This window comes from Rheinheimera sp. (genome assembly GCF_030690345.1).
GTDB lineage: Bacteria > Pseudomonadota > Gammaproteobacteria > Enterobacterales > Alteromonadaceae > Alishewanella.
In genome coordinates, this window is the sequence record NZ_JAUYGV010000006.1 from 258,740 (window position 1) to 271,330 (window position 12,591).

At 51.8% G+C, this 12,591-nt stretch carries 12 protein-coding genes; 4 read left to right on the forward strand and 8 right to left on the reverse strand.

Annotated features, from left to right (window positions below):
- Window positions 1-233 precede the first annotated feature (233 nt).
- Window positions 234-2,354 (forward strand): TonB-dependent receptor domain-containing protein, encoded by a 2,121-nt coding sequence (locus Q8O77_RS05750; RefSeq protein WP_305551895.1) that lies wholly within the window; start codon window positions 234-236, stop codon window positions 2,352-2,354.
- Between the two features lie 41 nt (window positions 2,355-2,395).
- On the opposite strand, the gene Q8O77_RS05755 is transcribed toward Q8O77_RS05750, so the two are convergent.
- Window positions 2,396-3,100, reverse strand: a complete 705-nt coding sequence (locus tag Q8O77_RS05755) for a 2OG-Fe(II) oxygenase (RefSeq protein WP_305551896.1) — start codon at window positions 3,098-3,100, stop codon at window positions 2,396-2,398.
- 14 nt (window positions 3,101-3,114) lie between these two features.
- Here Q8O77_RS05755 and Q8O77_RS05760 point away from each other — a divergent pair, with 14 nt between their 5' ends.
- The 3 genes from Q8O77_RS05760 (at window position 3,115) to Q8O77_RS05770 (ending at window position 6,337) form a co-directional block, all read left to right on the forward strand.
- Window positions 3,115-3,510, forward strand: a complete 396-nt coding sequence (locus tag Q8O77_RS05760) for a thioesterase family protein (RefSeq protein ID WP_305551897.1) — start codon at window positions 3,115-3,117, stop codon at window positions 3,508-3,510.
- Window positions 3,511-3,602: 92 nt separating this feature from the next.
- Complete coding sequence (ggt, locus tag Q8O77_RS05765; protein ID WP_305551898.1) at window positions 3,603-5,327, forward strand: gamma-glutamyltransferase; 1,725 nt, start codon at window positions 3,603-3,605, stop codon at window positions 5,325-5,327.
- 2 nt (window positions 5,328-5,329) lie between these two features.
- Window positions 5,330-6,337, forward strand: coding sequence for a cupin-like domain-containing protein (locus Q8O77_RS05770; protein ID WP_305551899.1), 1,008 nt, complete (start codon window positions 5,330-5,332; stop codon window positions 6,335-6,337).
- A 12-nt stretch (window positions 6,338-6,349) separates the two neighbouring features.
- Here Q8O77_RS05770 and Q8O77_RS05775 read toward each other — a convergent pair whose 3' ends face one another.
- From Q8O77_RS05775 to Q8O77_RS05805, 7 genes are all read right to left on the reverse strand, one after another.
- Window positions 6,350-6,901 (reverse strand): acyl-CoA thioesterase, encoded by a 552-nt coding sequence (locus Q8O77_RS05775; protein WP_305551900.1) that lies wholly within the window; start codon window positions 6,899-6,901, stop codon window positions 6,350-6,352.
- Window positions 6,902-6,950: 49 nt separating this feature from the next.
- The gene (locus Q8O77_RS05780; protein ID WP_305551901.1) at window positions 6,951-7,307 is read right to left on the reverse strand and encodes a DUF2288 domain-containing protein; all 357 of its coding nucleotides are present in this window, start codon (window positions 7,305-7,307) and stop codon (window positions 6,951-6,953) included.
- Window positions 7,308-7,315: 8 nt separating this feature from the next.
- On the reverse strand, window positions 7,316-8,665 hold the full coding sequence (locus Q8O77_RS05785; RefSeq protein ID WP_305551902.1) for a sigma 54-interacting transcriptional regulator: 1,350 nt from the start codon (window positions 8,663-8,665) through the stop codon (window positions 7,316-7,318).
- Window positions 8,652-9,263, reverse strand: a complete 612-nt coding sequence (locus Q8O77_RS05790; RefSeq protein ID WP_305551903.1) for a hypothetical protein — start codon at window positions 9,261-9,263, stop codon at window positions 8,652-8,654. Before Q8O77_RS05790 ends, Q8O77_RS05785 begins: the two co-directional genes overlap by 14 nt.
- A complete protein-coding gene (locus Q8O77_RS05795; RefSeq protein ID WP_305551904.1) occupies window positions 9,260-10,678 on the reverse strand; it encodes a HAMP domain-containing sensor histidine kinase in 1,419 nt (472 codons plus the stop codon). Before Q8O77_RS05795 ends, Q8O77_RS05790 begins: the two co-directional genes overlap by 4 nt.
- A gap of 133 nt (window positions 10,679-10,811) precedes the next feature.
- On the reverse strand, window positions 10,812-11,012 hold the full coding sequence (locus Q8O77_RS05800; protein WP_305551905.1) for a hypothetical protein: 201 nt from the start codon (window positions 11,010-11,012) through the stop codon (window positions 10,812-10,814).
- Window positions 11,013-11,356: 344 nt separating this feature from the next.
- Entirely contained in the window at window positions 11,357-12,583 is a 1,227-nt protein-coding gene (locus tag Q8O77_RS05805) for an adenosine deaminase family protein (protein ID WP_305551906.1), read from the reverse strand.
- Window positions 12,584-12,591: the final 8 nt, after the last annotated feature.

Below are 12,591 nucleotides of genomic sequence, written 5' to 3' on the forward strand. Positions count from 1 at the left end.
GCGAATGATAATTATTATCATTGGTAAGATCAATCAATATATGCATTACCAATAAAATCTGCAGTTAGCAGCTGGCTGGTGCCATTGCGGGTTCTCAAATAATTAACGCAAATATTCAGCACAGAAATGCTCTGTATCCCCTATAGAAACAAGATATGAATACGATTGATTCGTATTTTTTACTATGTTCTAATTGCGCTACTTTGAGCATTTTGTTAAAAAATGGAGTTTGTATGGCCAAATTATCCCTGAGTCTGCTTTCAGTGGCAGTGGTATCGGCATGCACTGTGGCAGCAGAAGCAGAGCTAAGCACTATTGAGCGCGTTACCATTTTAGGTTCTCAGCAGGCAGCCGCTACTGTGCCTGGCTCAGCCAGCTATATTTCACAACAGGAATTGGAACAGTTCAGCTATACCGATATATCACGGGTACTGGCCACTACGCCGGGCGTTTATGTGCAGGAAGAAGACGGTTATGGCCTGCGACCGAATATTGGTATGCGTGGCACCGGCACCGGCCGTAACGACAAAATTACCGTAATGGAAGATGGTGTGCTGATCGCGCCTGCGCCCTATGTGGCACCTGCAGCCTATTATTTTCCTACTACGGGCCGGCTGGAAGCGGTAGAGATTATTAAAGGTTCGTCTTCGGTAAAATACGGCCCACGCAGCACCGGCGGCGTAGTAAACCTGGTATCACGCAGCATTCCGCAGGCAGCATTGGCCGGCCGGATTGACGGCGCGCTGGGTGAAGATGGTTTTCGTAAGCTGCATGGTTTTGTTGGCGGCGAGCGCGATAACTTAGGCGCCGTGATCGAAGGTTACCACTACGGTGCCGACGGCTTTAAAGACTTGTCCAATGGTGCCGACACCGGCTTTGAAAAAACTGATCTGCTGGCCAAGTTTGCCGGCCGTTTTGGCGCTAATGATGCACACAAGTTACAATTAAAGTTAAGTTATGCTGATGAAACTTCAGATGAAACTTATGCCGGCTTAACTGACGCCGATTATCAGGCGACACCTTACCGGCGTTATGCCGCCTCGCAAAACGATGTAATGAACACCGAGCATAAAGGCTACCAGTTAAATTATCAGTACGACCTGGCCAATGGTGCTCAATTCAGCACCACTGCCTACTTAAATGATTTCAGCCGCAACTGGTATAAAGCCAATCAGGTGGGGTTAGCTAATTTGCAGGCCTATTCTGCGTTTGAAGCTAGCCCCACAGCGGAAGGCATAAATGTCAGCATTCGGGCAAACAACCGTAATTATGAATCCAGCGGGATTCAATCCGAATTTACGCTGCCGCTGGCTAAGCATCAGCTGACCTTTGGTGGTCGTTTGCACCAGGATGAAGAAGACCGTTTTCAGTGGGATGATATTTACCTGTTACAGCAGGACCTGAGCATGACGCTAACCAGCGCCGGTGTGCCGGGTACCCAGGATAACCGTACGGCATCTGCGGACGCTTTAGCGTTATATGTACATGACGAGTGGACTATCGATAAGCTGGTCCTCAGTGGCGGCCTGCGCTATGAAGATATCGACACCGAAACGTCAAACTGGAACCGTGCACCGGATCGTAACGGTGCTGCCACTGTGCGTAAAGCCAGCGGTTCTATGCTGTTGCCGTCGGTTGGTATGACGTACCGCCTGAATAACACTATGGTGCTGTTGGCTGGTGTACAGAAGGGGTTCTCTCCGGCGGCACCGGCTAACGCCGAACAGGAAGAAGAAGAAAGTCTGAACGCCGAGCTGGGCCTGCGCTATCAGCAAGGCAGCCGCCGGGCGGAAGTGGTGCTGTTCAGCTCGCACTACGACAATATGCACGGCAACTGTCGGGCCAGCACCGGCTGTAATCCGGACAACATCGGTGATCAGTATAATTTTGGTGAAGTGCTGGTTAATGGGGTGGAATTCAGCAGTTATCATCAGTATCAGCACCAGCATTACCTGATACCGATAAAACTGAGCTATACCTTTACGGATAGCGAATTTCAGTCTGATTTTGACAGTGATATTTTCGGCTCTGTCGAAAATGGCGATAAGATGCCGTATGTGCCGCAGCATCAGGCCAGCCTCGAAACCGGTATGGTGGCAGAACGTTACTCTGTGTTGGCCCGGCTCAGCTATGTCTCATCGTCACATGCCAGCCTGGATGATGCCGGCTTAGATGCCATTGACAGCCGCACCGTGCTGGATTTGTCAGCTAAGTACAACCTGACCCCTAATCAGCAGCTGTATGTTAATGTTGATAACTTGCTGGATAAAACCTATATCGCTAACCGGGCTAACGGTGGTATCCAGCCGGGTAAACCACGCACCTTATCGGTAGGTTACCGGTTAGACTTCTAAGCCGGTTGCATTAAAAAAGCCCGTAAGGGCTTTTTTAATGCTCAACGCTGCGGCGGGCCGTAAATTTGCTCGGCAGTGTTAAACAAGATCCAGCTGGTTAAAATGTATTTATCGTTCGATACCGGGATACAACCGCGATGGGTGTGAGTAAAGTAAGCCGGTGCTATTACCATACTGCCGGCTTTGGGCGAAATACTTCTGTTCTGGTAATAAAACTCTGTTTGGCCTCCCTCGGCTACATCATTTAAATAGAACATAAACAACAAGGTACGGTGCAGCGGCTCGGTACTGCCCTGTTGTGGATACACTTCGCTGTGCCAATAACCGTAATTACCTAAACCGGCCTGGTACTTTTGCGCCTGAATATTACCCAGGCGAAATAAGGCGCGGATAAAGTCCATGGTTTTCGGCTCGCCCAACTCGGCAAAGTTATCGTGCGTAATAGCAACAGGTTGGCCGGTTTGCGGGTGGGCGATGGTTAAACCCAGCGGGCCAATCAGCGCAAAGTGGTACTTTTTAAAGTATTCACACGCATAGCGCGTAGTGGCTTCCCAAATAACCTTTAAAAACGGCTGGTACTCCGGGTGCTGATACAAATACAAGTCAGTACTGATTTTTTTACTGGTATCTACGCCAGAACCTGTGCGGCCGGCGGTGGTATGCGGGCTGGCATCAAAGGCATTAATCAGCTGTTGGCAAAACTCGCTGCTTAACGCATTATCGTACACCTCAATAAAATCAGTCATCAGGTAACCTTGTTATGTGGCAAGACATTTTCTCTCCGCGTTTTTCTGACACGGATGCGCTCGGGCATATCAACAATACCGTGTTTGCGGTGTGGTTTGAAGGCGCCAGGCAAGGCGTTTTCGAAATTTTTACCCCGCAGCTTAATTTAAAGCAGTGGCCGCTGATTGTTGCCAGTGTAAAACTGGATTATCACGCCCAAACGCACTACGGCACAGCGGTAGAAATACGCACCTATATCAGCCGTATTGGCGGCAGCTCATTTGATGTGTATCAGGAGGTCTGGCAAGCCGGTGTGAAAACCGTGTCGGGTACCGCGGTAATGGTACAGTTTGATTATGCCGGTAATAAGGCCGTAGCCATTACGGCTGAACAAAAACAACAGCTTAATCAGCACTTGCTGAATACGTAAACATCGCAGGCAGCGTTTCACTGGTCGTAAAGCTCTGGTATGGTACGTCGTGGCTGAGTATGGTCAAGATAACAAAAATAACGGAGTCTGCTATGAAAAGCCTGTTTATCGGTGTTGTTACCGGCTTAAGTTTGGTAATGACCACAGTGGCGCACGGCTATGACCGTATTACCGGTGCGGATTTTGCCAGCCGCTCTGAAGTTATAGCGCCTAATGTAATGGCGGCCACCAGCCAGCCGTTGGCAACCCAAATTGCGCTGGATATTATGCGCCGTGGCGGCAATGCCATTGATGCAGCCATTGCTGCCAATGCCGCGCTGGGCTTGATGGAACCCACCGGCAACGGCATCGGCGGCGACCTATACGCCATAGTGTGGGATGCCAAAACACAAAAGCTGCATGGCTTAAATGCCTCGGGCCGCTCACCACTGAGTTTAAGTTACGATATGCTGGCGCATGAGCTGCAAAAGCTTGGCCGCACCGATCTGCCGCCGCACGGCATGTTACCGATTAGCGTGCCCGGCGCCGTTGACGGCTGGTTTGAGCTGCACCAGAAATTCGGCAGTTTACCGATGGCTGATATTTTGCAACCGGCTATTGGTTATGCTGAAGCCGGCTTTCCGGTCAGCGAATTAATTGCTTATTACTGGGACCGCAGTGTGCCGGTGTTAAGTCCGCAACCGGGCGATTTTGCCGGTACCTTTACCCTGAATGGCAAAGCGCCGGCCAAGGGCGAAATGTTTAAAAACCCGGCGCTGGCCAATACGCTGAAACAGCTGGCCAGCAAGGGCCGTGATGCCTTTTACAAAGGCGATATCGCGGTAGAAATCGACCGCTTTATGCGCGCCAACGGTGGCTATTTGCGCTTTGCCGATTTTGCCAATCACCGCTCCAGCTGGGTTGAACCGGTAGGGGTCGATTACAAAGGCTATACCTTGTGGGAGCTGCCACCGAATGGCCAGGGCATAGCGGCGCTGCAAATGCTGCAGATCCTGAAGAACTTTGATTTAAAAGCCAGCGGTTTTAATACACCGCAAAGCCTGCACCTGTTGGTGGAAGCAAAAAAACTGGCCTTTGAAGACAGAGCCAAGTTTTATGCTGACCAGGATTTCAATAAAGCACCGATCCGCGGTTTGATCTCGGCAGAATACGGCCGTGAGCGCGCCAAACTCATTACCGATAAGGCCGCAAAACGCGTTGATGCCGGCAATCCTAATCTGTACGAAGGCGATACTATCTATATGACCACTGCCGACAAAGACGGCAATATGGTGTCATTAATTCAAAGCAACTACCGTGGTATGGGTTCAGGTGTGGTGGTGCCCGGGTTGGGTTTTGTGTTTCAGGATCGCGGCCAGCTGTTTTCGATGGATAAGCAACACGCCAATGTGTACGAACCCGGCAAACGGCCGTTTAATACTATTATTCCGGCTTTTATTACTAAAGACGACAAGCCGCTGGTGAGCTTTGGTGTAATGGGCGGCGCTATGCAGCCACAGGGCCATGTGCAAATTTTGATCAATATGGCCGATTACGGCATGAACCTGCAGGAAGCCGGCGACGCCGCGCGCTGGCAGCACCTGGGCAGCACCGAACCCACCGACGGCAGTGAGATGTACCTGCAAAACGGTGGTTACATTGAAGTAGAGCGCGGTGTGCCTTATGAAACTGTGCGTGAACTGATGAAAAAAGGCCACGATGTACGCTATGGTTTGGGCGGTTATGGTGGTTACCAGGCCATTATGCGCGACCATGCCAACGGTGTTTGGGTGGGCGCATCGGAATCACGTAAAGACGGCCAGGCAGCAGGTTACTGAGTATGACACTGGATTTGGCCGCGCTGCCGTCACCGCGCGAAGTCAGCGGTGTCACGGCCGCCAATTTCGCTGCTGAAATAACCGATATTTATCAGCCGGCAGTGCTGCGCGGTTTTGCCGGCCACTGGCCACTGGTGCAGGCGGCACAGCAGTCAGATGCTGATGCCGGCCGCTATTTACAACAGCACAGCCTGGATAAGCCTCAGGCATTGTTGCAGTTGCCGGCCCACCTGAATGGTCGCTTGTTTTACAATGACAGCTTAACCGGCATGAATTTCAGCGGTAGCCAGACGCGTATGACGGCAGCGATAGAACGGATGTTGCAGGCAAAACCCGACGGAGATCGCTATTGCCTGCAATGCGTGCCGGTGCGGGATAACTTTGCCGGACTGGCGCTGGATAACCCGTTGCTGAGTGCTGATACTAAATCGTTTATCTGGCTGGGCAACGGCATTACAGTGCCGGCGCACTTTGATGAAGCCAGCAATATCGCCGTGGTCGTAGCCGGCAAACGCCGTTTTACCTTGTTTCCACCGCAGCAGCTGGCCAATTTATATATTGGCCCGCTTGACTTAACCCCGGCCGGCCAGCCGGTGAGTATGGTAAATATGTTGCAGCCAGATTTAACTGCCCACCCCAATTACCCCAAAGCCTACGCTGCCGCACTATCGGTAGAGCTATACCCTGGCGATGCTATCTATATTCCGACACCCTGGTGGCACCATGTACAGTCGCTGTCGGCGTTTAATGTGCTGGTAAATTACTGGTGGAGTAATGTCTATGTCGCCAGTGCGTTGCCGTTTCCAATGCTGCTGCATGCGATCCTGGCATTCAAACATCTACCGGACGGCCAACGCCAGGCCTGGCAATATATGCTGCAGCACTACCTGTTTGCCGAAAACGGTGACCCGGCAGCATATTTGCCAGCTCAGGCGAAAGGTATTTTAGGCGAGATGACGCCACAACTTGCGCAGGGCCTGCAGCGCTGGTTAGCTGCGCAGTTGAAATAGCCTGATACAGCGCTAAGCCAGCTGCACCTGCACCTGATAATCGCGGCTTATCTGCGTTATGGCTTGCTGCATATCGCCGTCAAAATCGGCGCATAATTCGGCGTAGCTGTGGCGTAGTTTTAGCCGTTGGGTGGTTTTAACAAAGCGCAGCACTTCTTCTTTGCTGGTTAAAATCAACCGTGGCACCCTGGCATTATTGCCCAGTTCATCTTTGGCAATCATCGTAAAATACGATGAATTACAATGCTTTACTTTGCCGGTTTGAATATTTTGCGCTTCCACCCGAATACCCACCACCATCGAGCTGTTGCCGACAAAGATCACTGAGGCTTTCAGTGTTACCAGTTCACCTACTTCAATCGGGTTAAGAAAATCAACGCGGTCTACCGAGGCGGTAACACAATATTTGCCGCTGAACTTAGAGCCGCTGGCAAAGGCAATTTGATCCATCAGCGATAATAAATAGCCGCCGTGAATTTTGCCGCTGAAGTTAGAATGTGACGGCAGCATCAGCTGCGACAAGGTAACACGGGAGCTGCTGCTCTTTTTATACAGATCTGCCATAGTCTGTTTGCCTTTTAGTACAATAGGTTAGCTTCAGTGTAGCAGAGCTTTAGTTCAGCTCGTTAGGCAGCGGTTTATGCTGCACCAGCACCCAAGGCGAAATCACCACTGCCCACAGCTCGGTTTTATTATCAAACCATAGCTGCGCCTGCTGCTCTGTAGTGCGGCCCAGCATGCCAGCGGCCAGCCAGTCGGCAACGCGGGCTTTATCATCACAGCTAAAGGCAAAAGCAGCTTCAACCAGATCCAGTGCAGGCTCTACACTGATCACTGAGCCGGCGGCATAAAATTTTTGCAATTCCAGCCAGTTAATCCGTGCGGTTTCACTGACAATTTTTGCTTTTATCAGCTCGGGGTTGTGCTCGTCATCAATAAGATGGGCATCGGGTGGTGTGGTTATCGTCATAAAATGGCTTACTCAGTTTCATCGCCTTGCTCAGCTACCTGGGCGGCGCTGAGCTCATGCTTTTTCAGTAATTTATAAAAGTCGGTACGGTTGCGTCCGGCCAGCTCGGCGGCGCGGGTAACATTGCCTTCGGTCATTTGCAGTACCCGTATAAGGTATTGGCGCTCAAACTGATCACGCGCTTCGGTCAGGCTGGGCCAGTAGCTGCTGTCTTGTGACAGGGCTTGCTCTACCTGGGCAGCGCCTATTACCGGGCTGTGTGTCAGTGCGACACATTGCTCTACCACGTTTACCAGTTGGCGCACATTGCCGGGCCACTTGGCGGTAGCCAGCAACTGCATGGCATCATCGGAAAAACGCGTAACATCTACCTGGTGGCGCTCAACGCTTTGCTGCAATACATGGCGTGCCAGCAAAGGGATATCTTCCGGCCGTTGCTCCAGGGTGGGCAACTGCAGGTTAACCACATTTAACCGGTAGTATAAATCTTCGCGAAAGCTGCCGTCGGCCATGGCTTGTTGCAAGTCGCGGTGCGTGGCTGATAACACCCGTACATTGATCGGCAGGGTTTTGGCACTGCCCACCGGGCGGATTTGCCGCTCTTGTAAGGCGCGCAGCAATTTAACCTGCAACGATACCGGCATATCGCCGATTTCATCTAAAAACAGCGTGCCGCCGTCGGCCTCGCGAAACAGGCCGCCATGTTCGGTTACTGCCCCGGTAAAGGCGCCTTTGGTATGGCCAAATAATTCTGATTCCAGCAAATGCTCCGGCAGGGCGCCGCAGTTTATTGCGACAAAGGGTTTGCCGGAGCGCGGGCTGGCGTTATGAATAGCTTTGGCCAACAGTTCTTTACCGGTACCGCTGGCGCCGGTGATCAATACACTGACATCACGCTGTGCCACGCGATAGCTTTGCTCCAGCACCTCTTCCATCAGGCGCGAGCGGGTAATAATCTCAGCGCGCCAGCCGGCTTGCTCCGGTACGGATTGATGCACCGCATTTTGCAGAATATCGCGCAGTTCGTTGGTATTCAGCGGCTTGGTTAAAAAGCCGAATACGCCGCGCTGAGTCGCTGCCACCGCCTCGGGAATAGAGCCATGCGCTGTCATCAGCACTACCGGTAAGCCGGGGTAACGCTTGGCTATCTCGTCAAACAGGCTCATGCCGTCCAGCCCCGGCATACGCAGGTCGCTCAACACCACATCGACGCTGTGTTTGCTTAATAGCGGCAAGGCGGCTTCGGCAGAGTCGGCGCTGATCACCTGATAACCTTCACCTTCGAGGCGCAGTGTTAACAGCCGCAGTAAGCTGGGGTCGTCATCAACCAGCAGTAAGCGTGGTTTAGGGCTGGCCATTGTTGTCCTCCGGCTCTGGTACCTGTACCGGTTGATTAAGCTGGGCTTCAATTTGTGTCAGCGCGTCTATCTTCTTCTGTAACTCCCGGTTGGTCTTTTGCAAGCGTTCCAGGTTGTCATGTTGCTGGGCATTCAGCCGTGTCAGCGCGCTTACCGCCGACTCCGCTTCCAGCAGCTTTTGGTTAAACGCCAGATCCCAGCTTAGTAATGCGGCTAACGGTGCCGGCAGTTGTGCTAATTGCTCAGCCGATTGCATTTGTACCCGCAGCCGGGTTAAATAGGGTGTGTCGGGGTGCAGTTGCAATATAGTGCGTTTCAGTGCCCATATCTCGTCTTGTTCAGTATCGGCCAGCAACACGTCGCGCTCTTCGTTCATCCGGCCTAACATAGCGCCGCGGTAGTTTACCCAGGCTTGCAGGGTGGCGGCATCGTCGGCAATCGCCAGCGGCGCGCTAACCGGTTCCGGTACCGGTAAGGTTACCGGCGGCGGCTCCAGTGAGGTAACCGGCTCTGCCGGTGTTTCAGCCGGCGGCGCAGGTGGCAGCAACTGACAGCCGTTCAGCAGCAACAGCAAGCTAATAATGAGTCCGGTTTTCATCCGCTTTTTTCCTCTAACAAGGGTAGCCGCACCCGAATACAGACGTCGGCATAAATTACATCAACAATGTCGGCATGGCCGCCCAATAGCCTGGCGCAGTCTGCCACTATAGATAAGCCTAAGCCGGAGCCTTGCACCGCATCAAAGCGCGCTGTAGTGCCGCGTTGAAACGGCTCAAACAATTTCTCCCGCATTGCGGTGGGGATCGGGTTGCCGTTATTGGCGACATCCAGTACAAGTTGGTGCTCCTGCTGGTACAGTTTTACCCATACCGGGCTGTCCTGGCCGCCATAGGCCTGCGCATTGTTGATCAGGTTATCCAGTATACGCCGGAACAAGGTGGCATCGGTATAAATTGCACTGAGCTGACAACTGAGTTCTATGCTTTGACCGCGCTGTTGCAGTGATAACGCATGGTCGTTAAAGCAGTCGCTGAACAGTTGCTGTGGTGAGTGCCAGTCGGGCTCTGGCTTGGCTTGTTGCAGCAGGCGGTTGTAATCCAGCAGTTGTTCGGTCAGCACACTTAAGCGGTCGGCACTGCCGTTGAGCAGGCCCACCACTTCCAATTGCTGTTTATTTAACGGGCCAACCAGCTGTTCACTCAGTAAAGAGCAGCCTTCGCGGATGCTGGACAGCGGGGTTTTTAATTCGTGTGAGGCATGGCGCAGTAAAATCAGCCGCAGCGCTTCCAACTGTTGTAACCGTGAGCTGAGCCAGCGTAATTGTTCGCCCAATTCGGTCAGCTCGCGCGGGCCGGTGAGCTTTTCATCGGGGAACTGATGCTGCTGGCCAATAGCGCGGATCATCTTATCCAGCTTGCGCACCGGCGCGGTAATGCGGCCCGATGCCCACAACACCAGCAGCAGTGTCAGTAGCACCAGGGCTACCGTTTGCCACGCCAGTTGCTGTTGGCTTTCCACCACAAAGCGTTGTTGCTGCTGCAGGTTTTGCTCCAGCAATAACCAGATTTGTTGCGTCAGTTGTTGCTGTTGCTGGCGAAACTGCTGTACCACCGGCTCCAGTTGCGCGCCGCTGAGGCTGGCAAAGTTATCCAGTAGCAGGTTGAGCTGGTATTGTTGCTGTTGGCACAACTGTGGCTGGCCAATGTTGTCGCACACTTGTTGTAGCAAGGTGCCGTAGCTGTCTAGGTGGCTGCGGGCCACCCGTGCCAGCGCATCGGTTTTTACCACTGCATGCTGGCGCACCGCACGCTCAATATCCACCACCAGGTTTTGCATATTTTCGGCGCGGCGTACGCTGGCAACAGAAGCCTCCGCTTCAACCACCGCATTGCGGCTCACGCCGCTTAAAGCTTTATGGCTTTGCCACATTAATACCGCTACCGGAATTAAGGCAAGAAAGAAGCTCAGCAATACCAGTTGGCGTAACGAAGCCGTTTGAATCGAAAAGCGCATAATGTTCTGTCTTAGCCGCAGGGCTGCTAAGCATACCCTATTTTTGCGGCAAAAAAAAAAGGCCGGTGGGGTTCCGGCCTTACAAAAATTCAGCGGGATCCGCTGAACTCATGGGATCGTTAGCTAAAACAGCTTAGGCCGCTTTAGCCATATAGTCCGGTTGATACTGGCTAACCGGACGCGGTTGCACATAGGCCGGTTGGGTTGCTGCGATTTGAGCCTGTTCCCATGCCAGTACACTGTCATTGTTCAGGTTAACACGGCCCAGCATGCGAACTACTACAGCAACATTAGCCAGTAAAAATAACACTGTACCAAGTAAGAATAAGTCCATAACAACCTCCGTAGGGTGCAGCCTTTACTTCATTTTGCTGCGTTAAGACGGTTCAGAGGAGAATGTGGCAAAGGCAGCTTGCGGTGTATCTGGTTGCGCTTGCGACATTCTCCTGTAGCGTCGCTTGCTATAACATATACAAGGCCTGTGCCAACTTTTATAATTGTATTATTAACGTTATTAATCAACGGTTTAATTGTTTGTTGTGCGGCGTGAGGTGCAAGGGGGGCGATTAACTGTCGCTGTTTGGCGACAGTTAATCTGTTATAAATAAAATAATGATAATTTTCAATGGCTTATTGTGTAGGTGTTTTGCGACACCAGGCTTATCTGTTTGATTTTAATCAGATAAAACCATAACGTTTTGCTACGCGGTCAAAATACTCCAGGCAGTGCTTGGCATATTCGCGTTTCTCCACGTAAGTGCCGGGGAAAAAGCTTTTCTTAAAACCGTAGGCGACAATATCTTTTAACCGCTTCAGCGGAATATCAAAGTTATCCAGCGCCAGTTGGTATTCCTTGCTTACCGTGGTATTCGATACCAGCCGGTTGTCGGTGCAAATTACCGTAGCAATACGATTATCCAGCATATCTTTAAACTTGTGCTGGCTGATGTCAGTAATGGCCGGGTTGGTTTGCAGGTTACTGGTTAAGCACACCTCTACCGCTATGCGTTTGTCGGCAATATAGGAAGCCAGGTTACGGATATAGGCGGCTTTGTCGATGATGTCAGGGTGCGAAATCATTTCAGGGATAAACATCGAATAGCCATGGCCAATACGGTCGGCATAGCATTCGGTAATGGCTTCAAACACGCTTTCGGCGCCATAGGCTTCACCGGCATGCAGGGTTTTCAGCAAAAAGTGCTGGTGGGCATATTCGTACACTTCTTTAAACTTACCGGCCGGATAACCGGATTCCTGGCCGGCTAAATCCAGCCCTACTATCGGTATGCCTTCTTCGTCGCGCAGCCGCACACTGGCACGCACCAGTTCCATCGCCGCCAGTTTAATTACGTCTATCGGGGCAAAGTCGCGCATCAGCTGAAACAGGTTGGTGTAGTAGGGCGAAAAGCCCTTGTCGCCAAACATGCGCATGGCGCAGTTAATAATGCCATAGGCAAATGGCGGTTTCTGGCCGCTCATCACCACTTCGCTGCGGTTATACTCACTCATCGCCTGCTTTAAACCGTTATTAACCGCATGCATAACACGATCAAAATCGATACCGTTGGGCAGGTCAATTAACAGCTGCGGCGCAAAACGCACTTCAATATAGTTAACGCCTTCCAGCTGGTTATCTATTGCCAGCTCATAAGCGGCACGTTGCAGGTTTTCCATATCGCGCAACACCGCACAGGTGTATTGAAAACAATGCAGGTATTCACCCAGGTTGTTGTATTTGTCTTTAAACACCAGCTGCTTTAAGCCATCCACTGTGTCTGCCGGCAGCTTGGTACCGGTGCGTTTGGCCATCTCAATTAAGCTGCTAAGGCGCAGGCTGCCATCCAGATGCAGGTGTAAATCAGACTTGGGCATCTCTTTAATAAATTCAGCAGAATAACGTGGCATAGCGACTC